We start from the raw sequence: 24,498 nt of genomic DNA on the forward strand, positions 1-24,498 counted from the left end.
TTCTCATCAGCACTGGAGATCTACTGTGGGAGCAAAGCTTGCTCGCGATGCTTTTAACGGTTCAAACGAGGTAATGCTTGAGTTCGCGAGCAATCACCATCCGCTGTATCTCGCTCGACCCTTCATAAATCTGCGTAATCCGCGCATCCCGGTAGTAACGCTCCACCGGGTAATCTTCCAGATACCCATACCCGCCATGAATCTGCATCGCTGACGAGCAGACCTTTTCGGCCATTTCCGACGCAAACAGCTTGGCTTGTGAAGCCTCCGACAGACACGGCTTGCCGGCACTGCGCAGGCGTGCGGCATGCAGGATCAGCAAGCGCGCGGCGTTCAGGCGGGTGTGCATGTCGGCCAGCAGGTTGGCAATGCTCTGGTGTTCGATGATCGGCTTGTCAAACTGCACGCGATCACGCGAGTAGGCCAATGCCGCTTCAAACGCCGCCCGTGCAATGCCCAGGGCCTGCGCCGCGATGCCAATGCGTCCGCCTTCGAGGTTGGACAGGGCAATCGCCAGCCCTTTACCACGTTCACCCAGCAGGTTGGCTTCGGGAATCGTGCAATTGCTCAAGGTCACCGCGCAGGTATCGGACGCACGAATGCCCATCTTGTGTTCGGTGCGATCGACGATGAAGCCAGCGGTGTCGGTGGGTACCAGGAACGCCGATATGCCGCGTTTGCCCAAGTCCGGGTCGGTGACCGCAAACACGATCGCCAGCTTGGCGCGTTTGCCGTTGCTGACAAATTGTTTGGCGCCATTGATGACCCATTGGCCTTCGCGCAGTTCGGCGCGGGTGCGCAGGTTGTGGGCTTCGGAACCGGCCTGGGGTTCCGTCAGGCAGAAACAGCCGATGGCCTGACCGCTGGCGAGGTCCGGTAACCAGGTTTTTTTCTGCTCTTCGGTGCCGTAGTTCAGGACCGGCCCGCAACCTACGGAGTTGTGGATGCTCATCAGTGCACCCGTGGCGCCGTCACCGGCGGAAATTTCCTCCACTGCCAGGGCATAGGCGACGTAGTCCACGTAAGTGCCGCCCCATTCTTCGGGCACCACCATGCCCAGCAGGCCAAGCTCTCCCATCTTCGCCACCAGACCGTCGTCGATCCAGCCGGCCTTTTCCCAGGCTTGTGCATGGGGCGCGATTTCGCCGCGGGCAAAATCCCGGGCCATGTCGCGGATCATCACTTGTTCTTCGCTCAATTCGATATCGTGCATGACTCAGCTCCCGCTCTGGTCGAAGCCTGTGAAGAAACTCGCGATATGCTCGGCGTCCAGCGCCTGCAAGGTCGGCGGATTCCAGCGTGGCATTTTGTCTTTGTCGATCAGCAACGCGCGTACGCCTTCGATCAGGTCACCGCGCTCGAACCACTGACGGTCCAGATGCAACTCAAGGGCAAAGCAGTCTTCCAGGCTCAGGTGCCGACCGCGTCGCAGCATCTCCAGCGTGACGCCCATTGCCAATGGCGAGCGGCTTTCCAGCAGGTCTGCGGTGGCGAGTGCCCATTCATGACTGTCCGCAACCGTTACTTCACGCAGTTGCTCCACCATACTCGGCACATCGGGCAGGGCGAAGAAGTGGTCGATGGCCGGGCGCAACGTCGCCAGAGGCGCATCGGACAGCTGTTGTACCGCGAGTTGGGCGAGGACGCCCTGCAGGTCCTTGAGCGGCGAGTCTTGCCAATCCAGTTGATCGAGTTTTTCGTCGAGCAATTCCAGTTTGACGCTTTCCAGGTACCAGTCCGCCAGCCCGCAGTAGAGCGCGTCGGCCGCGCGAATCTGGACGCCACTGACCCCTAGATAGATTCCCAGCTCACCGGGAATGCGCGGCAGGAAATAGCTGCCGCCTACGTCCGGGAAATAACCGATGCCCACTTCCGGCATTGCCAGGCGGCTTTTCTCGGTGACGACGCGTAAGTCGGCGCCTTGTACCAGACCCATGCCGCCACCCAGGACAAACCCGTCCATCAAGGCCAGGATCGGTTTACGGTAGTGGTGGATCGCGAGATCGAGGGCATATTCCTCGACGAAGAAATCCTGATGCAGCGTGCCGCCGCTTTTGAAGCTGTCGTACAGCGAGCGGATGTCGCCACCGGCACAGAAAGCCTTCTCGCCAGCACCGCGCAGCACCACGGCGTGCACGTTCTCATCGATCGCCCAGGCGTCGAGCTGGCGCTGAAGGTTGCGAACCATGTCGAGGGTCAGGGCGTTAAGCCCGGCGGGGCGATTGAGGGTCAGGTGACCGATTTGGTTGCGGACCTCGGCCAGCACCTCGTTTTGCGTGGCATCCATCGACTGAGTCGCTGGAGAAGAAACCTGAGCAGTCATCACTAACTCCCTGCTTTTATTGTTCTTTATCAAGAAGCTCGCACGCGAGCGATCCCGGATCGTACCAGTGCAAATTTGTGATGTACAACCGGGATATGTGCAGGCTCTGTTTGCATATTTACCTTAGGGCGCAATGAGAAGATCGCAGCCTCCGGCAGCTCCTTCTGTGGATCGCGTACACCTGTAGGAGCTGCCGAAGGCTGCGATCTTTTGATCGTCAATCCTGCCGAGAAAAAACGTCTCCAATACTGCGCCGCCTGGCGTGCAGTTCACTGGCATGGATTAGTTGCTCAAGGTCTTCGGGGGTGACGTCATAGAAGGCTTCCATGTCGGCCAGGGCCAGTTTCAGGTCCTCGGCGGTGATGGCCTGACTGTCGACGGGCAGGTGATCGGCCGGCAGCACGATGACCGGTTCTGCAGCTCGTTTGGGGTATCGAATCCGCGTCAGGTTGTTATAGGCCAATGCCCACAACAGCAGAATGGAGGCGCCGAGCATTGCCGGCGCCAGTGCTTTCCAATCCAGGGCAATGGTCGCCGGATCGGCCAGTACCAGTATCAGCGCCAAGGCACCGGCCGGTGGGTGCAAGCAACGCAGCCAGCACATCAGAATCAGTGCCAGACCGGCCGCCAGGCAAGCACTGGTCAGCGTCCGGCCCATAACGTGGGCCACCAGCAGGGCAACCACGGCTGCACTCAGGTAGCCGCCCAGAATTGACCATGGTTGCGCGAGGGCGCCGGAGGACACGGCGAACAACAGCACCGCCGACGCACCCAGCGGGCCGATCAGGTGTTGCGCCACTTCTATACCGAACACCTGGCTACACAACCAGACGCTAAACAATGTGCCTGATGCCATGCCAATCGCGGCTCGGCTCCATTCGGTAGGGCGGGTATTGATGGCGGCGGGTAACCAGCGAGCAAGCATCAGGCAAAGGTCCGTTCAAAATCTGGGCAAAAAAAAAGGCTCGGCTGGGAGACCCAGAAAGCCCTTGAAGGTGTTCCAACTGTTGGGGGAGGAACGCGCACAGTGTGCCGCGCCCGATGAGCGCTGACAAATTCATATTAATGCTGTTTCAGTGCATTTTAATTGATGTTATAGGGTGCGACAAATCCTTTGGCCCATTGTGTGAGCTGCCGCAGACTGCGATCTCCTGATCTTCATAAAGATCGCTGCCTGCGGCAGTTCCTACAGAGAGCGCAGGTTGTTCAAATTGCTCTAAAGTATGAACAAGTTGTTTAATGAACTGATTTCTCTTAGGGCCGTTTCGTTTGATTGACTTACCCGCTACCGATTCCAATTTTTCAAAACCCAATCCTCTGACCCTGTACCTGGCTCGATTGGCCCCCTCCAGCCAATTGACCATGCGCTACGTTCTGCAGGACGCGGCCGACCGCCTGGGCTTCGAGGACGTGAACATCGAGGAGATTCCCTGGCATCAGTTGCAGCCGGAGAATGTCGTTGCGCTCGTCGCCGCCCTGCGCGAGGACGGCTATGCGCCGAATACCTCTTCGCTGTACGTCAACGCCGTACGGGGCGTGATGAACGAAGCGTGGCGCATGAGCCTTATCAGTCAGGACCACTTGCTGAAGATGCGCTCGGTAAAGGGTATGGCCGGGACGCGACTTTCCCAGGGCCGTAACCTCAGGCGTTCGCTGATCCAGGAATTGATGGCCGTGTGCGCGGCTGATCCACGTCCCCAAGGTCTTCGGGATGCGGCAATCATCGCGATTCTGTATGGATCCGGGATGCGCAAGTCGGAGTCAGTCAATCTGGACCTTGGCCAGGTTGATTTCAACGAACGCAGCCTGCGGGTTACCGGCAAAGGCAACAAGCAATTGATCAAGTATGCGCCGGCCTGGGCGTTCGCCAAACTCGATGCCTGGCTTGAACTGCGTCGTTCGCACCTCAAGGAAGGTGAAGAGGACGACCCATTCCTGTTCAACCGCATTCGCCGTGGCAGCCATATCACCCGCGAGCGCATTACCAAACATGCGATCTATTACATTGCCCGGCAGCGGGGCGCTCAGGTCGGGGTTAACATCATGCCCCATGACTTTCGGCGCTCGTTCATCACCCGGGTCATCGAAGAGCATGACCTGTCGATTGCGCAGAAGCTGGCGCATCACAGCAACATTCAGACCACTGCGAACTATGACGTGCGCGATGACAATGAGCGTCGGCGCGCGGTGGACCGTTTTGATCTGTGACGGGCAGGTCATTTGATCGATAGCGCTCAGGGTCGGCAGGACCAGCGCACCCCACAGGGGATCTGTGCTCGACGCGGATTTTGTGTTGCCCGCTGATCAAAGGTAGGAGCGAGCCTGCTCGCGATAGCAGTGTGTCAGGTAGCGTTGATTTCGTTTGATACGCCGCCATCGCCGGCAAGCCAGCTCCCACAGGGGGGTAAGTTTGCCGCAGATTGTGTGTTCACCGCTGGTCAAAGGTAGGAGTGAGCCTGCTCGCGATAGCGGTGTGTCAGGCAGCGTTGATTTCGGCTGACCCGACGCCACCGCGAGCAAGCTTTGCTCCTACGACGCGGGGCATCCTCTTTGTGTGCCATTGGCTGCCTGGCTGATCAGCGCGGCCAGGCGTTTGATGTTGTTTTGCTGGGCCGCCACCAGGTCATCAATCGTCGGTCCGGACGGTGTCTGCAGGGAACTACGGCACGTCACCATCGAGTTTTCGCTTTGACCCATCTCGCGCAGTCGCCACTTGACGTGGATCAACCCGTATTGCCCCGGAATCGAGTCAAATCGTTGTATATCCAGGCGCACCGACATCTTGCGTTGCGGATTGCTGTTGACCATCTGATCGACCAGTGCGCTGCGCAACTCGTCTGCCAGACTTGCCCCCCACCAGTCGGTCTCGAGAATCGCCATGCCGGTGTTGCCCTGGCGTACAACGATCTGCGGACGATCGACCTGTGGCGGGACACTCAGGCTCTCAATCCTGATGTCCGCGTTGGTCCTTGAATTCACGTTCGGCTGGGCCGGCGTCAAGGTATGGAATTGAATAGGGTCGCTGCGACAGGCGGCGAGCAACGCCAATGCGGCGATCAACGTCATCTTCAGCGGAAAAGCCATGGGTGATGCTCCTGTGGTCATTTGCTCGGCGGCCCTTGCAGATCAATAGGTGCGGCATTTTCCGGGCGGCCGCGGATCAGCGATTCCGGGTGCCGTCCCAGGTAGTCCGCAAGGTCGCGCAAGGAGCGCGATGTGCGGCCGAGATCGTCCAGGGTCTCGGACAGTTTTTCCCGTTGCGGTGAGTCTTCAGCCAGGGTCGAGTTGGCTGATTGCAGGGTCTTGCTGACATCCGCGAGGGTGTTCTGCACGCCGGGCAACGTCTTGGCATTAAATTGCGTCAGGCCTTTGCGCAGCTCGACGAGGTTGCTGTCCAGGTTGTTGGCGATGCGCTCGATAGGCAGTTTGTTGATCTTGTCGACCATGGCCTCCAGTTTGCCCTGCAACTCTTCGAGACTGCCCGGCACGGTCGGAATGCTGACAGGGCGGGCCGTCGCGTCGAAGGCGACTTTTTCAGCTTTGGGGTAGAAATCCAGTGCGATGTACAGTTGCCCCGTCAACAGGTTGCCGCTACGCGCCTGGGCGCGCAGACCGTTTTCGACAAACGTGCCCATCAACCGAATGCTGCCGGCCTCGTCGTTGGGATCATGATTCAACGCCTTGAGCATTTTGGTGTGCGCCGTGCCGAGTCGCTGCGGGTAGATCACAATGCCGACATTGACCGGAAAGCTGCGTTTTTTTGCGTCGTAATCGAGGTTGATCGAGACGACCCGACCAAACTCCATGCCGAGGAATTCCACGGGCGCACCGACTTTCAGCCCGCGCAACGCCTGGTCGAAGCGCAGTGTCAGGTACTGCGCCTTCCCATTGGGAGGGGCGAGGGCGGTTTGCTGATCTTCAAACAGGTCATAGGCATATTCCTCCGGGGCCGGTTTATCGTCGGGGCTGTATTGCGGCGCACGAAAGGCAATGCCGCCAACCAGCATCGAAGACAACGACTCGGTTTTCAACGCAAAACCGTTGGCGCCCACACTCACGTCGATGCCACTGGCGTTCCAGAAGCGGGTGTCTTGCGTGACATAAGTGTCATTGGGCGAGTGAATGAACACTTCGATATTCACGCCCTTGCCATCGGCATCCAGGGCATAAGCCACGACCTGACCGACCTGTATCTTGCGGTAGTAAACCGGGGAGCCGATGTCCAGCGACCCCAGGTCGGCGGAGTGCAGGGTGAAGCGCTTGCCCGGCTCACCGTAGGTAATCGGCGGCGGGTTCTCAAGCCCCTGGAAATTCTTCGCGCGGCCGTTGGCCTGGCCGATGTCGGCACCGATGTAATCACCGGACAGCAGGGTGTCGATACCCGATACGCCGCCAGCGCCGATACGTGGACGCACGACCCAGTACTGCGAGTCCTCACGGGTAAAGCTTTCAGCCTGCTTGGCCAGTTTGATCGTGGCGTTGACGCTCTTCTGGTCATCGCTCAATTCGACGTCCGAAACATGCCCGATGACCACGTTGCGGTATTTGACTTCGGTCTTGTTGGCGACCAGGCCGCTGCCGGTCTTGAAGTTGATGGTGATCGTGGGCCCTTCCTGCATGAGGCTGTGAACCACCAGTGAAATGCCCACCAACACGGCAACGATGGGCACGATCCATACCAGCGAAACACTGAAGCGACGCGTCTTTATCGGGGCCTGGCCAGGGGGCTGGGCCCCATCAGTGACTTGCGACTTCATCCATGACCTCCTCGTTAATGTTCTTTTCGGTCCAAATCAGCCGCGGATCGAAACTCATTGCCGACAGCATGGTGAAGATCACCACCAGCCCGAAAAACAGAATGCCCGGGCGCGGCTCGATATCGGCCAATGCTTGAAACTTCACCAGCGCGGCCACCAAGGCGACCACGATCACGTCGAGCATCGACCAGTAACCGATGACTTCGACAAAACGGTACAACTGCGAACGCTCTTTGCGTGCCCACTGGCTGTCACGCTGAACCGTCCCCAGCAGCAGGGTCAGGGCGACAAACTTGATGCCTGGCACCGCGATGCTCGCGATGAAAATAATCAGGGCGATGTCCCAGGCACCGGCCTCCCAGAACTCGATGACGCCGGTCATGATCGTACTGTCGGCGCCGTTGCCGACCATCTTGGTGTTCATCACCGGCAGCAGATTGGCCGGTACGTAAAACGCCAGCGCGGTGAACATGTAGGCCCAGGTACGTGTCAGTGAGTTCGGTTTATACCGATGCAACGGCGCGCCGCAGCGTTCGCATTCATCCGGCTCGTGGGTCATGTCACAGGCCAGTCCGCAGGTGTGACACAGGCACAGGTTGAGTTTGCTCGCCACTGGAGGTCGGTTCATAAGGTATCCCACAGATCACGGACGTCGCGCCCGGCGATGCGGATCATCATCAAACTCAGCACGGCCAGCGCAAACAGGCCGATGCCGGGCAATACGTCCAGCAGTCCCGCGAGTTTGATCACGGCGACCATGGCGCCCAGCAGGCAGACTTCGAGCATGCTCCAGGGCCTCAGGGTTTCCAGCCAGCGCATGCAGAATTTGAAACCGGGCGCTCGCTGGTGGGCCAGGCCGAAACTCAGCACCCAGATCAACAGCAACAGCTGGAAAATCGGCGCGATGATCATGGAGATCGCCGCCACCATCGCGATAAAGGTGATCGGCCCCTGGCTGAGCGCCAGGACTGAATCCCACAGCGTCGCGCTGTTTTTCAGGCCCTTGAGGCTGATGCTCATCACCGGGTAGAAGTTGGTAAATATCCACACCACCAGCGCGGTCAGGCTCAATGCCAGGCGCTGTTCGATCGTCAGGCCGTTATAACGCTGAAGCACCCCGCCGCAGCGTGTGCACAGGGTTTTCTGGTGCTTGGCGAGCGTCACTTTTTCATACACGCAGTCACAATGCTCGCAGATGATCAAATGGTCAGTGGTGGCCATGGGTCGCGCTCAATAGGAGGCAGGAAAGGCAGAGCACCTCATCAATATAGAAGTGAGTGGCAATTGAGCAAATCGAAAGGTGAGCAAAAGACAGGAATGCAAACGTATTAATAACGATTTTCCCCCTGTAGGAGCTGTCGAGTGAAACGAGGCTGCGATCTTTTGATCTTGCACTTTAAATACAAGATCAAAAGATCGCCGCCTCGTTTCACTCGGCAGGCTCCTACAAGGAATGGTATTTCAGTCCCAACCTCTCAGCCCAACACCTCTCGCAAGCGATACCAGAGCATCCCCATCGCCAGCAATGGCGAGCGCAGCAGCGGGCCTCCGGGGAAGGTCATGTGCGGCACGGCGCTGAACACATCAAAGCCCTGGCTATGCCCGGCATGAATCGCTTCGCCCAACAGCCTGGCGCACCAGTGGGTCACGTTCAGGCCGTGGCCGGAGTAACCCTGGGCGTAGAATACGTTCGGGTGCTGGCTCAAGCGGCCGACCTGCGGGAAGCGATTGGCCGAGATGCCGATCTTGCCGCCCCATTGATAATCAATGCGCACATCCGCCAGTTGCGGGAACACCTTGAGCATGTGCGGACGCATGTAGGCGGTGATGTCTGCCGGGTCCCGTCCGGAGTAATGACAGGCGCCGCCGAACAGCAAACGCCGATCCGCCGAAAGCCGGTAGTAATCCAGCCCCACCTTTTGATCGCACAACGCAAGGTTGTGCGGGATCAATTGTGCAGCCACTTCAGGCGCCAACGGCTCGGTGGCGATGATGTAGCTGCCGGCCGGTAGCACCTTACCGCTGAGTTTGGGTTCGAGTTCGTCCAGATGCGCATTGCACGCGAGCACCAACTGGCCGGCGCGGACTGTGCCGCCGGCGCAGCGAACCTGCACCGTGTCGCCATGGATCAGCTCCAGCACCGGGCTCTGCTCGAAGATCCGCACACCGAGAGAGTCAGCCACCCGCGCTTCACCCAGGATCAGGTTGAGCGGGTGCAGATGCCCCGAGCCCATGTCGACCAGACCACCGGCATATACCCCGGCATTCACCACTTGCTCGCGAATCTGTTCAGGCCCGACGAGGCGGGTCTCATGGGCATAACCGGATTGCGCGAGTGCCTGCTGCTCGACGTTGAACGCCGCAAATTGCGCCGGGGTATTGGCCAGTTCGCAAAAGCCCCAGCGCAGGTCGCAATCGATCGCGTGTTCGCGGATCCGAGCGCCGACCAGTTCCACCGATTCGGTGCCGGCACGCTCCAGATAGCGCACACCTTCCTGCCCGACGTAGCGGGCGAACCCACTGACGTCATGCCCGATACCGCGAATCAGTTGCCCGCCGTTGCGCCCACTGGCACCCCAGCCGATCCGTCGCGCCTCCAGAAGGATCACCGAGAGCCCGCGTTGCGCGAGTTCGATGGCGGTGTTGACCCCAGTGAAGCCGCCGCCGATCACACAGACATCAGCCACCAGGTCCGTTGCCAGGGTCGGGTAGGGCGCCATGCCCTTGGCTGTGGCGGCGTAATAAGAATGCGCGTGTTCCTGGGTGTACTGATTCATTTGTTGGACTTCACTTTGCTCCAGGAGCGGGTCATCAGTCGCATGATCGACTGGGGCGGGGTGGTCGAGATGTAAAGTTTATCGAGCACTTCCTGAGGCGGGTACACCTCTGGATTGTTCACCAGTTCCGGGTCCATGTACTGCTTGGCGGCCGGGTTGGGGTTGGCGTAACCGACCGACGCACTGACCTTGGCAATCACTTGCGGGTCGAGCAGGTAGTTGATGAAAGCATGGGCTTCTTTCGGGTTGCTGGCGTCGGCCGGAATCGCCAACAGGTCGAACCACAGGTTGCTGCCTTCCTTGGGAATGGCATACGCGATGTTCACGCCGTTCTTCGCTTCCTTGGCACGGTTCGCGGCCTGGAACACGTCACCCGAGTAACCGAACGCTACGCAGATGTCGCCGTTGGCCAGGTCCGATACGTACTTGGAGGAGTGGAAGTAGGTGATGTACGGCCGGATGCTGAGTAATTTGGCTTCGGCTTTTTTGAAGTCCTCGGGGTTCTCGCTGCGCGGGTCCATGCCCATGTAATTGAGGACGGCCGGGAACACTTCGTCCGCCGAGTCCATCATCGACACGCCGCACTGGCTGAGTTTTTTCAGGTTTTCCGGTTCGAACAACACGGCCCAGGAATCGATGTGATCGACGCCCAGCACTTGCTTGACCTTGTCGACGTTGTAGCCGATGCCATTGGTGCCCCACAGGTACGGGACCGAATGCTCGTTGTTCGGGTCGTTCTTCTCCAGCAGCGCCAGGAGTTTGGGGTCGAGGTTCTTGAAGTTCGGCAGCTGCGAGCGATCCAGTTTAAGGAACGCGCCAGCCTTTACCTGGCGAGCCAGAAAGTGGTTGGACGGGACTACCACGTCGTAACCGGTGCGGCCGGCGAGCAACTTGCCTTCCAGTGTTTCATTGGAATCGAACACGTCGTAGATGACTTTGATCCCGGTTTTTGCCTGGAAGTCGGCGAGGGTGGTTTCGCCAATGTAATCGGTCCAGTTGTAGACACTGACGGTGGGCTGAGCCTGGGCAATAGCGCTGAAGAGCAAAGCCAGTGTGGCCGGAACCACGGATTTCAATAGACGCATTCGACACCTCTTGGATTTATTGGATTTTTTCAGGTGGTTCTCTGGTGTTTGGGTGGCCGCTATCGCCAGCAGGCTAGCTCCTACATTTGGAATGCATTCCCCTGTGGGAGCTAGCCTGCTGGCGATAGCGGTGGTACTGGCAACGAAGGACTAGACGCTGAACAACAGGAACTCCCGCTCCCACGAGCTGATCACGCGTTTGAAGTTCTCGTGTTCTGCACGCTTGACCGCGACATAGCCGCGAACGAATTTGCTGCCCAGCACCTTCTCGATGGTTTCGCATTCTTCCATCTGCGTCAGAGCGTCCTCGATGGTGATCGGCAGGCGCAGGTTGCGCCGCTCATAGGCCCGACCTTCGACCGCCGCGCTCGGCTCGACGCGCTCGACCATGCCGAGGTAGCCGCACAACAGGCTGGCGGCAATGGCCAGGTAAGGGTTGGCGTCAGCGCCTGGCAGACGGTTTTCCACGCGCATCGATTCAGGGCTCGAGGTCGGCACACGCAAGCCGACGGTGCGGTTTTCTTCGCCCCATTCGACGTTCACCGGTGCCGAGGTGTCCGGCAGGAAGCGGCGGAAGGAGTTCACGTTGGGGGCGAACATCGGCAGTACTTTTGGAATGTACTTTTGCAGGCCGCCGATATGGTGCAGGAACAGCTCGCTCATCGTCCCGTCAGCGTTGACGAAAATCGGCTGACCGGTGGCGATGTCCACCACACTCTGGTGGATGTGCATGGCGCTGCCCGGCTCGTCACCAATCGGCTTGGCCATGAACGTGGCTGCCACGTTGTGCTTGAGCGCAGCTTCGCGCATCGTGCGTTTGAACACGGTGATCTGATCGGCCAGGTCCAGCGCGTTGCCGTGCCGGAAGTTGATCTCCATCTGCGCCGGGCCGTCCTCGTGGATCAGCGTGTCGAGGTCCAGGCCTTGCAATTCGCACCAGTCGTAGACGTCTTCGAACAGCGGATCGAATTCGTTGGCAGCGTCGATGGAAAACGACTGGCGGCCACTTTCCGCGCGGCCCGAACGGCCCAGGGGCGCTTTGAGCGGCAGGTCCGGGTCTTCGCAACGTTGCGTGAGGTAGAACTCCATTTCCGGCGCAACAATCGGCCGCCAGCCTTTGTCGGTATACAGCTGCAGGACTTTTTTCAACACGTTGCGCGGCGACAGTTCGATCGGGTTGCCGAACTTGTCGAAGGTGTCGTGGATCACGATGGCGGTCGGTTCGATGGCCCATGGCACCACGTAGACCGCGTCGGCATCGGGCTTGCAAACCATGTCGATGTCAGCCGGATCAAGCAGGTCGTAGTAGATGTCGTCGTCGACGAAGTCCCCGGTTACCGTTTGCAACAGCACACTTTCCGGCAGGCGCATGCCTCGCTCATGCAGGAACTTGTTGGTGGGTGCAATTTTGCCGCGTGCAATGCCGGTCAGGTCGCTGACGACGCATTCGACTTCGGTAATCTTGTGATCTTTCAGCCACGTGAACAGCTGATCGAAGGGGACATTCATAAAGACCTCGTTATTGGTTTTATTAACGCCGGGGAGGGTGGTTTCATCCACCACACACTTCCCCTGAGACGCGTTGACGACTATCTTGGGCGAGCCTTGCAGATCCATCTATCCACTTTCAGCAGCACCAAAACGCACCAAAAGAGTGCGCAAGGTCACCCATGACAACGTTCAGTCCGTTACACGTCCAAGCGTTCAACACCGAAGATGTCGCCGAGCAAATCCGCGCCACGCCGGGTTGGGTGCAGCAGTACCAGCAGATGTCACCGGGGCATTTCGCCGGGCGGGTGCGCTATCTGGACCTGCAGGGCGTGGAAATCTACGAAGAGCAGATGAACACCCGGGTCGAGCAGAATTTCAGTGCGCCCGAAGGCTCGTTGGCGTTCTGTTTCGATCGCAGTGACAACGCGCTGTATATGCTCAATGGCGAGAGCCGCAACATCTGGATCACCCCGGAGAACTACCAGGAAATCGCCGTGGTGTTCGGTCCGGAGTTCGTTCAACGTCATGGGCTGGATGTCGCCAGGCTGGAAGGGTTGTTCCTGGCGCCGCTGAATTCGGGGCAGAACGCATTGTTCAGTCGCTGGCTCAGCAGCACCTTGACCCAACTCGCGCAGACACTCGACCCCCCGAGCAAGGAAGCCTTGACCCAGCAGTTGCTGGAAGACTGCCTGTACCTGCTCGACAACGCCTGCGTGTGCCTTGATCGTGGGGCGTTGCAACGTCGCACCGAGGAGCGTTCGGTGATGAAGCGCATCGGTGAATGGGCGGCGGATTCGCCTGAAGAAACGCTGAACCTGCTGGAGCTTTCGCAGATTGCCGGGGTGTCACTGCGTCAGGTGCAGCACGCGTTCAAGGCCTATACCGGCATGACCCCGACTCATTGGCTGCGCCTGCGCCGCCTCAACAGCGCACACCGCGAACTGCTCAGTCGCACGCCGATGGAAACCACCGTGGCCGAAGTCGCCATGAACTGGTCCTTCTGGCATTTGGGGCGGTTTTCCAGCAGTTATCGCGCGTTGTTCAAAGAGCTCCCGAGCGAAACCTTGAAGCGTAGCGCGCAAAAACGAATTCTGGCCTGAACACGCATTTGTAGCAGCTGGCGAAGCCTGCGTTCGGCTGTGTCGTGGCGAGGGGATTTATCCCCGTCGGGGCGCGCAGCGGCCCCAAAATCTTTACGACTGCTGCGCAGCCGAACGGGGCGGTGCGACGTTTCGCTAAATCCCCTCGCCACAGTTGCTCATCTGCTTGACCGTTTGCGGATGGATCACACCGTCGACGCCGGCTTGGCCAGTTCAATGCCTGCCGCTCCCAAGCGTTTCAAAACCTCGAACAGCAAATCACTTTTGGTCGTGCCGACAATGCGCGGGCTGCTGACGTAGCCAGTGATGGTCAGGGTGATGCCTTCCGGGCTCAGTTTGCTGAAGCGCACGGTCGGCGCCGGTTTGTCGAGGATGCTTTCGTTTTCGCAATAGGTGTCGTACAGCAGGTTCCTGACTTGTTCGGGGTCGATGTCCAGCGGGAAGGTCAGCTCCAGCGACGCCACCCCTTGAGCGCTGCCACCCAGGGTGACGTTGCGCAGGTTTTGCGAGATCAATTGCGAGTTGGGGACGATGACGATGGAGCGATCGCTGAGTTGTATTTCGGTGGCCCGTACGTTGATGCGCCGGATATCGCCTTCTACGCCACTGATGCTGATCAGGTCGCCGACTTTCACCGGGCGTTCAGTCAGCAGGATCAGGCCGGACACGAAGTTTTTGACGATCTCCTGCAAGCCAAAGCCGATACCCACGGACAAGGCGCTGACGATCCACGCCAGGTTCGTCCACTGGATGCCCAATGACGACAACGTCAGCAAGATCACCAGGGCGTAGCCGATGTTGGCGAACAGCGTGCTGAGCGACGCACACATGCCGGGATCCATGTCGGTTTTCGGCAGGAATTCGTTATCCAGCCAGCGGCGCAGGGATCGAATCAGGTAGACACCCACTAACAGCGCCAACACGGCATTGAGCAGGTGGCCGGGGATGATGTTGAGTTTGCGCAGGCCATCGCCACCGAGGATGGCGACGGCCTGGTCAAACAACTGCCCAAGGGTGGTGCCAACGCCGCCGACAATCATGCAGATCAGGGCGAGCAACAGCAGCGCGGCGCGCCCGACGCCAGACAAGACGATTGAAACCTGTTCCAGGCGTGTGTCGCCGATCCCGAGCAATTGCTTAATGGCTTTGCCGCTGGGGCTCCTGGCTGAAAACAAGTACTCGCAACTGTCCTTGAACAATTGAATGAGCAGGTAAAACCCGGACAGGATGATGAATCCCCACACCAGTTCATACGTGATGAACCTCGCCAGTGAAACGTAGCCGATCAGCAGCGCAATCAACGAGATGAAGATGGCGATGCTGACAACGGTATAGATCAGGCCGGCCAGCGTGGTGCTTGCTTCTGAAGGTTCACCGGTCGCGGCCAATGCTCGGCGGGCTTTGCTGGCCTGATGGAACAACGCTACAAAGACCAGCGTAACGGCCAGTGAAATCACACCACGTCCCTGTAATACCGCCGCGTTGCTCATGCCGGTGACATAGATGACTTGCGAAAGACCGACCAGCAGTAAAAGCACACAGGCCAGGAGGCGGGGATAGCGTTTGAGCGCCAGTGCCACGGAATCGGCCATCACGGGCAGGCGCCACGACGGGTGCTCTGTCGACAGCAATGCCCGGCTCAAACCGGTCACCAGAACGCAGGTGTAAATCAGTTTTTCGAACTCGTCAGCGAAGTTCTGCACGATGGGGGTTAGCGGCAGTTGCCGGTTCAGCGCGTAGAACAGCAGTTGCATCGCGCAGGCGGTGGTCAGCACCGTGGCCACCACCGAGGCGAAGGCGAGCGAACTTCGACGCAGACGCCCCTCAGGCATTCGGTGAATGCAGATCCACGTCAGTGCGCGATCGGCCACTCTACGGCCCCAGATCCAGACGACCAGCGCCAGCAGGATGATCGCAGCGGCCAACAGGCGTTCGCCCGGTTGCCAGGCAAGCGCCAGGGAGATTCGGACATCGCGGATAAAGTCTTGCAGTCGCTGGCGATCTTCAGGCGTCAGATTAAACAGGGGCGACCAGAAACGAGGTGACAAGATGCTGGCGTTGCGCTGGGTGACTTCGCTTTCCAGAAGGCTGCGTCGAATACCGGCGATCTGAGCAATGAGCCCGGCGGCGCTGTCCCTGAGCGCTGTCAGTGTTTTGAGTGTGGCATCGACCTTTCTCTTCTGTTCGGACAGAACGGCCCGTTGGGTGGCGATATCCGAAAGGTCTCCACCGATCTCGACGGATGATATCGGGCCCAGTACGTCCAGTTGGGCCTGCAACTGTTTCTGTTCGGGCAGCAACGCGGACTCAAGGGTATCCACGTCACTGATATACCGCTGAACCGTATCCTGCAGACCGACCATCTGGCTCAGGTTATTGGCCAGCGATATCTGTTGTTTGATGCGATCCAGCCTTAGCTGCAGGCCTGACAGATCGCTTTCGGAAACCGCATGCGACGACGTCCCGGCAGACCCGGCAATCGACACTGGCGCCTCAGCGGCTCCCAGCGCTGCACCGCTGGACGCCAGCAGCGTGAGTGCGGTCAAGATCATCCACTTCAGTGCATGACGCATAGGCGAGTTCGGCTCTGTTGTTGAGTCTCAGCCTATGAGGTTAGGCCATCACGCAGAAAAGCGAGCGGTGTCATTCATCGCTCTGCACGCGGTCGCCCGGGGGGGTGACCTAAACTGGTTTTGGCTCATTCAGTCAACGAGGTGTGCAACATGAACAGTTTGTCGTCCCTTGGCTTATGCCTGGCGGTATCGGTGTGCGTTGCCCCGGCATGGGCCCAATCGGTAGTGCCTCTTAAAGGACAGACCTCACAGCAAATCCAGCTGGACACCACCGACTGCCAGAACGTGGCCGCCAGCCAGAGTGCCGCCGCTGCGCCATCGCCTTCCGGCGGAAGATTGAAAGGTGCTGCCGTGGGCGCTGCGGCGGGTGCGGCAGGGGCCCAGGTTCGCGGGAACCGCCATGACGAGGTGTATGACCGTGTCGACGATGACACCAAGCAGGATTATCGCCAGAACCAGGCCAAAGGCACCGCTGCAGCCGGTGCGGTGGCTGGCGGCTCACGGCAGCGTCAGGATCGCCGGGAACAGGAAAAAACCAGCGCCGCCAACAGTTCAGCCGCCTACGTGGGTTGCTTGCAAGGCCGGGGCTATCAGGTTAATCCCTGAGCGGGTGCCTTGCGCTGCTCCAGTAGGTGAACCATCAGCACGGCGTACAGCGTCACGACGATGAACAAGCTCATGCGGACAGCGAACGCCGTATAGACGTCTTTGCCCGCAGCACTGTCCTGCACTGACTGGCCGAGCAGGATGATCAGCGTGATCAGCGTGTTGACCCAGAAGCCCGGACTGAAACGCGTCCGGCTCAGGGCGTATAACTTGCGCGCCAATACCAGGCCGAAGAGCAGCATCCACAGAAAGAACATCCACACATGCACGAACAGACTCAGGGCACACCAGAACAAGACCGCCAGTAGTCCACCGAGCAAGGTGGAGCCGACGAGCTCGCGGCCGGCATGCCGGGCATTCGTGGTGGAGCTTTGCTGTCCCAAGCCAACCGCCTTGAGGATGATCGGCAGGTAGCTGGCCGGATCGATCAGTGCCAGCAGGAATGTCGGCAAGACGATCAGGGTTGCCCGTAGCGCCACCCTTGCAGACTCTTCAGGGGAGGGAACGGGGGCAACCGGTGGCGAAGGAAGATTCGCCGGTTCGGGAAACAACGCGTGACTCACCGCGACCACCGCGATGGCGAGAAGCAGCCCTTTGACCAGCGCACCGATGACCGTCGCCGCCAGATCGAACTCGGCGACGCCCGCCGCGGAAATCATCGTCAAACCGATCACCAGAAACGTCACAATCAGGACGTTGCCACCCTGCAAGCCAAACCGGAACGCCAGGAACAGGCAGGTACCCACTATCAATACACCGGGGAACGGGTAGTAACGCAGAACCGGGATCAACACCAGCCCGACGCCAGTCGTGAGCATCGCTACCAGTGCCAACACCAATCCCGCCTTCAACGTCAGCGCCCGGTTGAGCGCCGTTAACAACAGCACCGCCAATACCGGCGAAATAAACGGAATCGGCAGTCCCGCCGCGAAGCTGATTGCCAGGCACAACGCCGTGCCGGTAGCCAGGCGCAACGCGCGCTGATCCCGAACGGTGCGCTTAATAGGCATACGACATCCAGCTCATCGACCACAGAAACAGGCGGCCCAGCGGGTTCAGCGGATTACCCTGGGAGGGGAAGGCCATGATCTCTGCCTGCCCACCGGCACGGATGGCGCGGCTGTCGCGCAGCACTTTTCGAGCGTCCTCGGAAAATTCGACAATCACCGGAAAACGCTGCGCCGGCCGCAACCAGTCGCGGCTGTTCTGCACGGAGGGCAAGGTGCCGGGCGCCGCCGTTTGGCCGACGCTGACGCCGGAGCCGACACTGCGCACCCGACCCTCGAAGACCTCGCCCGGCAAGGCATCCAGCACGATCGAGACCGGCGTATCGGGTTTGAGCAGGCCGAGGTTGTTCTCGGTCATGTCCGCGCTGATCCACACGTCGTGGATGGCGATCAGGGTCATCACTGGCGCGCCGGCCGCCGCGAACTGCCCGACGTCGGTGCGCAAATCGGTGACCAGTCCATTGGAGCGTGCGCGAATTTGCGTGTTGGCCTGGTCCAGCTCGGCCTTGGCCAGCGCTGTGGCGGCGCTGCGCAGCAAGGCGTTGTCTTGTTCATTGCCACCTTCCTGTTCGCGCGCCCGTTGAACTTCGGCCCGTGCGGCGGCCACCTGGCTGACGGCTTTTTCACGATCGGCCCTTGAGACCTCGAGCAGGCGTACCGAGATGGTGCCAGGGTCATCGCGATACAAGCCTTCAAGACGCTGATTCTCCTGACGAGCCTTGAGCTCATTGGCCTGGGCGGCACGCAGGTTGGCTTGCGCGGCGGCAATCCCGGCGGTGCTGGCGCCGACTTGGCGGCGGGTCGATTCAAGGTCCGCACGGGCGCGGTCGGCAGCGATCTGATAGGGCTGCGGGTCGACTTCGAACAGCACATCACCGGCCTTGACGTCCTGATTGTTGCGCACGTTGACCCGAATCACCCGGCCCGCCACTTCGGAAGCCACCGGAATCACAAAGGCGCCCACGCGTGCTTGTTGGGTATAGGGCGTGAAGCGATCCGCCAACAGGTACCAGGCGAGGCTCAGGATGATCAGCAGCAGGACCCACTTGATGCCTTTTTTTGCCGGATCGGCAGGCGGTTTGGCAATCTCGGGGGAGGGCGCGGGCGCTTCACTCATGGTCGTTCACCTTTTCCGGTTGCGCAGGCGCGGGCTCATCGAGCAAGTCGCCCCAGTCCGTGCGTTGTTTCATCTGTTGACGGGTGGCGTCGTCGACCCTTGGGAGAGCGCTGTACCAGCCACCGCCCAGGGCCTTGTAGAGGGCAATCACGTTGCTCACGGCATTGCTGCGGCTGACCAGGTAATTGTCCTGTTGTTCGAGCAATGCACGTTGCGCATCCAGCACGCGCTGGAAGTCGGAATACCCTTCGCGGTATTGCGAGCTGGCCAGCACCAGAGACCGCTTGGCAGCGGTTTCTGCCTGGCTCAGGATCTGTTCGCGTTCCAGGGATTTGATCAGGCCGACGGCAGCATCATCGGCCTCCCGCGCGGCCTGGCGAACCTTGTCGCGGTAAGCCTCGATCAGTTCCTGCAATCGCGCATCCTGGAGCCGTACGTTGTTGCTGATCTGGCCATGGTCGAACAGGTTCCAGCGCAGGCTGGGGCCCCCCACCAGGTCCAGGCTTCGCGACGTCCCGCTCAAGGTGTCAGCCGACCAGACGATACTGCCGAGCAAGGTCAGCGAAGGGTAGAAGTCGGTTTCAGCCACGCCGATCAGGGCTGACTGCGCGGCCACATTAAGCTCGGCTGCACGTACATCGGGCCGACGCAGCAACAGGCTGGCCGGGACATCCTGGAGCACCGCACGGTCGACCAGGGGGATCAGGCCTTCATGGTTCGCCAGTGGCGGCAGCGCGCCGGGAGGACGCCCGATCAGGACGGCCAGGGCATTGCGGGTTCGCGCGAGCTGGTCTTCGAAACCGGGAATGGTGCTCAGCGTGCCAAGGTACTGGGACTTGGCTTGTTGCAGGTCGAGCTCGGCGTTCTGCCCGCTCTTGAACAGTTTTTCGGTGATTTCAAAATTGCGCTTTTGCTGGCTAGCGTTGGCTTGGGCGACGCGCAGACGGGCTTCGGTGGTACGCAGCGAATAGTAGGTGTCGGCCACTTGCGCCCGCAGCAATACGAGCACGTCTTCATAGTTGGCTTGTGCGGCGAAGTAGCTGGCGTCGGAAGATTCGATGGCACGACTGAAGCGCCCCCAAAAATCCAGTTCCCAACCGACATCGAAGCCGGCGCTGTGCTGCCAGAAATGGTTGTCCTGAGGATTATTGCCACCCGATTGCCGGCGATTGACGTACAGGCTGTCGGCGCTGGCCTGCTGCAGTTGCGGATAGCGCCCGCTCTGGGCAATGCCCAACTGGGCGCGGGCTTGCATCACCCGCAATCCGGCGATTTTCAGGTCTGAGTTGTGCGCATCGGATTCGGCAATCAACTGGTCGAGCAGCGGATCATTGAACACGTGCCACCACTGACGGATATCCGGGTTCGGTCCCCGCTGGCTGGATTGCTCGATAGCCGCAGAGCTCCAGTGATCGACCCACGGCTCAGCCGGCGACTGGAAATTGGGGCCCAACTGCACGCAGCCACCCAGCGCTAAAACACCGACCCACAGGACATGTTCCGGACGAATCAGCAGGGGGCTTTTTGCTTGCATCGAATGTTTTCCAGCGGCCGGATTCCAAGGGAGCATAGACGTCCATTCGCGCCTCGTCCGGTGTTACCCAATCGGCTCCGCTTTACAGCTCATTTGCCCGGCTCCCGGCTTTTGGAATAGCACGTCATCGGCGCTTTGCCAGAAACTGTAAAAACCCGTGCCGTCCTTGCCGCTGTATCGAATCCCCGAGCCACCGGGTTCCTGGCTCAGGGTCATCGAGGTGTTCGCCCAACGGAGGTAGACAACGCCGGGATCGGCATTGAAGAAAGTGGCGGAGATCAGCGCATTCAACCCGGCACATTTGAACGCGAAGGGGCCCTCGGTGAGCCTGTCGGGGTCGCGGGTTCTGACAATGGCCGAGCCCTGGCGCAACTGGTAGGCGCGTTCGGCATAACGACCCACGGTGCAGGCTTTGGGATTCGCCTCGCTCGCACACTGATTGCGTAACAGGGTCCAGAATTGCTGATCGGTGATGACCTTTTCGGGAGGCGGAACCGAACGCTCGTCCGTCAGCGCCAGGCGATACAGACGGTTCAATTCCAGGTCCATCCGCGCCAGCTGAGCATCGCGGCAGATCAACTTTTCAACCGGCGCTGTTGCTGTGGCGCAATCGAAACTGGTCTTGAACATCGGCGCAGAAGTCGCCGCACTCGAACCGGTGACCATCGCCGCACAGATGACGAAATAACCTGTGCACTTGCCCGTGAGCATTTTCATGATCGATCCAGGTTGATTGGAAATCGGTACCACCAGGATGAGCCACGTATTCCAGCCGTCCTGTCATCGAGGTTGCTCTTTGCATGGCAGAAAGGTTGCTGGCGCAGAATTGTATAGTAGCCACAGATGTGAAAAGCCAACGTGCAGGTGCTGGACGGCTTGCAGAATGGCCACCACTTTAGTCGTCTGTTTAAGCTGATAACACCAACGACGGTGAGTCTTATTCTATTTAATGGCTACCACCGTTAATATTAACCGCACGTGTTCAGTCTGATAATGCGTGGTATGGTTAGCCTTAAGATAGATAACGCTCATCGTGGTGTGCTTTATGAACGAATTTTTTCCGGTGTCCTGCGCCGATACGCTCGGCAAAATAGGCCTATTGGTCAAATCGAGACGTCTGGCATTGGGCCTGCGCCAAGCTGACTTCAAGGCGAGCCTGGGCATTTCCGAACACACGCTGCGCAAAATCGAGAACGGATCGGCGCTGGTCGACCTGCGATCGTTCATGCTCGTCCTGTGGCGCCTGGGCATCAACGAGACCGTATTCCACTCGCTGGAAGGCATCGAAACCACTTCGCAGGTCGCCCGTTACGTGACGGATGAGGACGCCTACCAGAGCATCGCCTCCAAGCGCGTGCGGTTGCCGAAACCCAAAGCGGAGGACTTCTGATGTCCCGTGCCTACATCTACATGGAGCACCCGGACACCGCAGAGATGCTGACCCTTGGCAGGCTGACGCTGCAGGGGAAGTCTGGCGAATTCATTTATGCCCCTGACTATGTCGAGCGAGGTGGCTGGGTCCCGGATCCGGTCAACTATCCGTTGCGCGCCGAAGCCTACAAGGGCATCACCAAGAACCGCGGCATACCCGGGTTTATCAACGATGCCATGCCGGACGGATGGGGCGAGCGCTTGCTCCAGCGCGCGTTCGGTCAAGTGCTGGCGCCGATCGAGTTTCTGCTCAAGTCCCCCAACAACGACCGCGTCGGCAACCTGCTGGCCGGGACAGCGACGGTTCCCGCACCCGGTCTGGGCGACGGTCCGGTACCCACGCTGAAAGGGTTGGCGAAATTCATTGAAGCGTGCGAAGCGGTGTATGACGGTCAACTGGACGATCAGTCGGTCGCGATGCTCAACATCCGCCACCAGCGTTCTGCGCTGGGCGGTGCGCGACCCAAGCGCACGTTGCAGGATAACGGGATGTTGATTCTGGCCAAGCCGCGAGACCGGTTCGATCAGTACGATTTCCCCTCGATCGAATACGCCTGCATGACGTTTGCCGCCTCGAAGGGAATGAACGTCGCCAAGACTGCGCTGCACGCCGAAACGCCCTCGACCCTATTGATCGAGCGTTTCGACCGTACACCGTTGGCCGATGGCGCCAGGCGCATCCCGATGCTCAGTGCGCTCACCTTGCTCGATTCGGAGTGGAACGAGCAGTACCACCGCGACTGGCGTTATGCGGCAGTGGCCGATGAAATGCGCCGGCGCGGTGTCCCGGATGTCGATCTGCACGAGCTGTTCAAACGCATGTGCTACAACGCCTTGGTGGGTAACAGCGACGACCATCCGCGTAACCACTCGATCATCTGGCTTGCCGGACAATGGCGGCTCTCGCCGATGTACGACGTGTTGCCGATTGTCGATGAGGGGCCTGCGCAGACCCTTTCGATGGCCGTTGGCCGCGACGGTAATCAGATCAGTCGCGCCAACCTGCTCAGCCATCACACACACTTTGCGCTGACCCGCGACCACGCGGAACAGGTGCTGGACGAGGTCATCGGCTGGGAAGAAGAGCTGCAAGACTATTACTCGCGGTGGGTGCGCGGCGAGGAGCTGGAGAGGGTTCGGGATACGGTGAGCGCAGCGCGAATGCGGTAACTTGCTCCCCCCGAGTCAGCCCTCATTGATCATTGAGGGAGAAGGGCGCACGCGGTCTTCCCCGTGCGCTCTCGATAAATGGCCTCGATTAGTACGGGCTTACTCCAGGCGCTCAATGTCGACGGAGTCACCCGATTTCATATCCAACTGAGAACGCACGTCTTCGAACATTTCGTCGTAGGGTTTGTGGATCGAAGCAATGCTGCTTTTGTCCTTCGGAATACCGTACTTCTCCGCAATTTTCGTGACGTTGCTGGCGAAGTTGTAGGCCTGATCCTTGGGCAGAAAAAACGTCTCAGTCATTTCCTTGCCCTGAATGGTGCCGTGCATAGTGAACTGCATGCCCTTGCCGTCCTTGGGATCCGTTGCGAGTTCATAGTCGATGCACAGGTTGTAACTGACATCCTCCTTGTTCAGCGCGTGTCGCTCGATGTGCAAGTGACCTTGCTCAAACGTTGCCATGGACGTCTCTCCTTATAAGTAGGTAATGCCCGGTGTCGCCGTGCTGATACGCGTGCCGGCTGTGCCCTGGACGATCGCTTCAATGTCCGACAGTGAGCCGATCACCGCGACTTTTCCAGTATGGCGCGCGAATTCGCAGGCTGCCTGCACTTTCGGTCCCATGGAGCCGGCAGCGAAGCCGAGTTTCTCTATGTCGTCCGGGTGCGCCTGGGCGATGCTTTTCTGCGTCGGTTTGCCGAAGTCGATAAATGCAGCGCTGACGTCAGTGGCGATCACCAGCAGATCGGCATCAAGCTGCTCGGCCAGCAGCGCCGAACACAGGTCTTTATCGATCACCGCTTCGACGCCTTCCAGTTTGCCGGGTGAGGTGTACATCGTCGGAATGCCGCCACCCCCGGCGCAGATCACGATGCTGCTTTTTTCCAGTAACCATTTGATCGGGCGGATTTCGAAGATGCGTTTGGGTTTGGGACTGGCGACCACCCGCCGGTATTTATCGCCGTCAGGGGCAATGGCCCAGCCTTTCTCGGCAGCGAGTTTTTCCGCCTCGTCCTTGGTGTAGACCGGGCCGATGGGTTTGGTGGGGTTCTTGAAAGCCGGGTCGTTGGCGTCCACTTCGACCTGGGTCAGCAACGTGGCAAACGGCACTTCGAAATCCAGCAGGTTGCCCAGTTCCTGCTCGATGATGTAGCCGATCATGCCTTCGGTTTCAGCGCCGAGTACGTCCAGCGGGTAAGGCGACACCGAGGTGTAAGCGGCTGCCTGCAACGACAGCAGGCCGACTTGGGGGCCGTTGCCGTGGGCAATGACCAGTTGATTGCCGGGATGGATCTTGGCGATCTGCTCGGTGGCGATCCGGATGTTGGCGCGCTGGTTGTCAGCGGTCATGGGCTCGCCCCGACGGAGCAGGGCGTTACCGCCCAGAGCAACGACGATAAGCATGGTGCATGTCCTTCTGGAAGAGAAAGCGGGCCTGTGGGAGCTGGCTTGCCAGCGATGGCATCACCGCGGTGTCTCTGAAACACCGAGGTGTGGCCATCGCTGGCAAGCCAGCTCCCACAAGGA

General features: G+C 59.6%; 23 protein-coding genes. 5 read left to right on the forward strand and 18 right to left on the reverse strand.

What is annotated here, in order from left to right:
- Positions 1 to 61: 61 nt before the first annotated feature.
- The 4 genes from H7698_RS17100 to H7698_RS17115 all read right to left on the reverse strand — a co-directional run bounded on the left by H7698_RS17100 (position 62) and on the right by H7698_RS17115 (position 3,687).
- On the reverse strand, positions 62 to 1,213 hold the full coding sequence (locus H7698_RS17100) for an acyl-CoA dehydrogenase family protein (RefSeq protein WP_194692206.1): 1,152 nt from the start codon (positions 1,211 to 1,213) through the stop codon (positions 62 to 64).
- Positions 1,214 to 1,216: 3 nt separating this feature from the next.
- Positions 1,217 to 2,323 carry an enoyl-CoA hydratase/isomerase family protein gene (locus H7698_RS17105; protein WP_194692207.1) on the reverse strand — a complete coding sequence of 369 codons (1,107 nt, stop codon included), beginning with the start codon at positions 2,321 to 2,323 and terminating at the stop codon, positions 1,217 to 1,219.
- Between the two features lie 217 nt (positions 2,324 to 2,540).
- Positions 2,541 to 3,248 (reverse strand): HPP family protein, encoded by a 708-nt coding sequence (locus H7698_RS17110; RefSeq protein ID WP_194692208.1) that lies wholly within the window; start codon positions 3,246 to 3,248, stop codon positions 2,541 to 2,543.
- 148 nt (positions 3,249 to 3,396) lie between these two features.
- Positions 3,397 to 3,687: a hypothetical protein gene (locus tag H7698_RS17115; RefSeq protein WP_194692238.1), complete on the reverse strand. Its 291-nt coding sequence runs from the start codon at positions 3,685 to 3,687 to the stop codon at positions 3,397 to 3,399.
- Here H7698_RS17115 and H7698_RS17120 point away from each other — a divergent pair.
- On the forward strand, positions 3,686 to 4,531 hold the full coding sequence (locus tag H7698_RS17120; protein WP_235992883.1) for a site-specific integrase: 846 nt from the start codon (positions 3,686 to 3,688) through the stop codon (positions 4,529 to 4,531). The genes H7698_RS17115 and H7698_RS17120 overlap by 2 nt on opposite strands.
- A gap of 321 nt (positions 4,532 to 4,852) precedes the next feature.
- On the opposite strand, the gene H7698_RS17125 is transcribed toward H7698_RS17120, so the two are convergent.
- From H7698_RS17125 to H7698_RS17155, 7 genes are all read right to left on the reverse strand, one after another.
- The gene (locus H7698_RS17125; RefSeq protein ID WP_194692209.1) at positions 4,853 to 5,407 is read right to left on the reverse strand and encodes a PqiC family protein; all 555 of its coding nucleotides are present in this window, start codon (positions 5,405 to 5,407) and stop codon (positions 4,853 to 4,855) included.
- A 17-nt stretch (positions 5,408 to 5,424) separates the two neighbouring features.
- Positions 5,425 to 7,080, reverse strand: a complete 1,656-nt coding sequence (locus tag H7698_RS17130) for a PqiB family protein (RefSeq protein ID WP_194692210.1) — start codon at positions 7,078 to 7,080, stop codon at positions 5,425 to 5,427.
- Positions 7,061 to 7,708 carry a paraquat-inducible protein A gene (locus tag H7698_RS17135; RefSeq protein WP_194692211.1) on the reverse strand — a complete coding sequence of 216 codons (648 nt, stop codon included), beginning with the start codon at positions 7,706 to 7,708 and terminating at the stop codon, positions 7,061 to 7,063. The genes H7698_RS17130 and H7698_RS17135 overlap by 20 nt, the downstream gene beginning before the upstream one ends.
- A complete protein-coding gene (locus H7698_RS17140; protein WP_194692212.1) occupies positions 7,705 to 8,301 on the reverse strand; it encodes a paraquat-inducible protein A in 597 nt (198 codons plus the stop codon). Before H7698_RS17140 ends, H7698_RS17135 begins: the two co-directional genes overlap by 4 nt.
- A gap of 254 nt (positions 8,302 to 8,555) precedes the next feature.
- Positions 8,556 to 9,857: an NAD(P)/FAD-dependent oxidoreductase gene (locus tag H7698_RS17145; protein ID WP_194692213.1), complete on the reverse strand. Its 1,302-nt coding sequence runs from the start codon at positions 9,855 to 9,857 to the stop codon at positions 8,556 to 8,558.
- Positions 9,854 to 10,942, reverse strand: coding sequence for a polyamine ABC transporter substrate-binding protein (locus H7698_RS17150; RefSeq protein ID WP_162440453.1), 1,089 nt, complete (start codon positions 10,940 to 10,942; stop codon positions 9,854 to 9,856). Before H7698_RS17150 ends, H7698_RS17145 begins: the two co-directional genes overlap by 4 nt.
- A 150-nt stretch (positions 10,943 to 11,092) precedes the next feature.
- Complete coding sequence (locus tag H7698_RS17155) at positions 11,093 to 12,451, reverse strand: glutamine synthetase family protein (protein ID WP_162440454.1); 1,359 nt, start codon at positions 12,449 to 12,451, stop codon at positions 11,093 to 11,095.
- A gap of 161 nt (positions 12,452 to 12,612) precedes the next feature.
- Between H7698_RS17155 and H7698_RS17160 the strand changes: the two genes are divergently transcribed.
- Complete coding sequence (locus H7698_RS17160) at positions 12,613 to 13,533, forward strand: helix-turn-helix domain-containing protein (RefSeq protein ID WP_194692214.1); 921 nt, start codon at positions 12,613 to 12,615, stop codon at positions 13,531 to 13,533.
- 185 nt (positions 13,534 to 13,718) lie between these two features.
- Here the strand turns inward: H7698_RS17160 and H7698_RS17165 are convergent, their stop codons facing one another.
- On the reverse strand, positions 13,719 to 16,106 hold the full coding sequence (locus tag H7698_RS17165) for a DUF3772 domain-containing protein (RefSeq protein ID WP_194692215.1): 2,388 nt from the start codon (positions 16,104 to 16,106) through the stop codon (positions 13,719 to 13,721).
- A gap of 150 nt (positions 16,107 to 16,256) precedes the next feature.
- On the opposite strand from H7698_RS17165, the gene H7698_RS17170 reads away from it, so the two are divergent.
- Positions 16,257 to 16,712, forward strand: coding sequence for a YMGG-like glycine zipper-containing protein (locus tag H7698_RS17170; RefSeq protein ID WP_194692216.1), 456 nt, complete (start codon positions 16,257 to 16,259; stop codon positions 16,710 to 16,712).
- On the opposite strand, the gene H7698_RS17175 is transcribed toward H7698_RS17170, so the two are convergent.
- From H7698_RS17175 to H7698_RS17190, 4 genes are all read right to left on the reverse strand, one after another.
- Positions 16,697 to 17,722 carry a DUF2955 domain-containing protein gene (locus H7698_RS17175; RefSeq protein WP_194692217.1) on the reverse strand — a complete coding sequence of 342 codons (1,026 nt, stop codon included), beginning with the start codon at positions 17,720 to 17,722 and terminating at the stop codon, positions 16,697 to 16,699. The two genes, H7698_RS17170 and H7698_RS17175, sit on opposite strands and share 16 nt — an antisense overlap.
- Positions 17,712 to 18,836 (reverse strand): HlyD family secretion protein, encoded by a 1,125-nt coding sequence (locus tag H7698_RS17180; RefSeq protein ID WP_194692218.1) that lies wholly within the window; start codon positions 18,834 to 18,836, stop codon positions 17,712 to 17,714. The genes H7698_RS17175 and H7698_RS17180 overlap by 11 nt, the downstream gene beginning before the upstream one ends.
- The gene (locus H7698_RS17185; protein ID WP_194692219.1) at positions 18,829 to 20,370 is read right to left on the reverse strand and encodes an efflux transporter outer membrane subunit; all 1,542 of its coding nucleotides are present in this window, start codon (positions 20,368 to 20,370) and stop codon (positions 18,829 to 18,831) included. Before H7698_RS17185 ends, H7698_RS17180 begins: the two co-directional genes overlap by 8 nt.
- A 63-nt stretch (positions 20,371 to 20,433) precedes the next feature.
- Positions 20,434 to 21,087 (reverse strand): MliC family protein, encoded by a 654-nt coding sequence (locus H7698_RS17190; protein ID WP_442966298.1) that lies wholly within the window; start codon positions 21,085 to 21,087, stop codon positions 20,434 to 20,436.
- Positions 21,088 to 21,415: 328 nt separating this feature from the next.
- Between H7698_RS17190 and H7698_RS17195 the strand changes: the two genes are divergently transcribed.
- Together H7698_RS17195 and H7698_RS17200 are read left to right on the forward strand one after the other, a co-directional pair.
- Positions 21,416 to 21,760, forward strand: coding sequence for a helix-turn-helix domain-containing protein (locus H7698_RS17195; RefSeq protein WP_194692220.1), 345 nt, complete (start codon positions 21,416 to 21,418; stop codon positions 21,758 to 21,760).
- Entirely contained in the window at positions 21,760 to 22,971 is a 1,212-nt protein-coding gene (locus H7698_RS17200; protein ID WP_194692221.1) for a type II toxin-antitoxin system HipA family toxin, read from the forward strand. The genes H7698_RS17195 and H7698_RS17200 overlap by 1 nt, the downstream gene beginning before the upstream one ends.
- A 99-nt stretch (positions 22,972 to 23,070) precedes the next feature.
- Here H7698_RS17200 and H7698_RS17205 read toward each other — a convergent pair whose 3' ends face one another.
- Both H7698_RS17205 and arcC read right to left on the reverse strand, forming a co-directional pair.
- Entirely contained in the window at positions 23,071 to 23,433 is a 363-nt protein-coding gene (locus tag H7698_RS17205) for a DUF5064 family protein (RefSeq protein WP_194692222.1), read from the reverse strand.
- 12 nt (positions 23,434 to 23,445) lie between these two features.
- The gene (arcC, locus tag H7698_RS17210; RefSeq protein ID WP_162438013.1) at positions 23,446 to 24,375 is read right to left on the reverse strand and encodes a carbamate kinase; all 930 of its coding nucleotides are present in this window, start codon (positions 24,373 to 24,375) and stop codon (positions 23,446 to 23,448) included.
- Positions 24,376 to 24,498: the final 123 nt, after the last annotated feature.

This window comes from Pseudomonas sp. p50(2008), assembly GCF_015351605.1.
In the GTDB taxonomy this organism is placed as follows: Bacteria; Pseudomonadota; Gammaproteobacteria; order Pseudomonadales; family Pseudomonadaceae; genus Aquipseudomonas.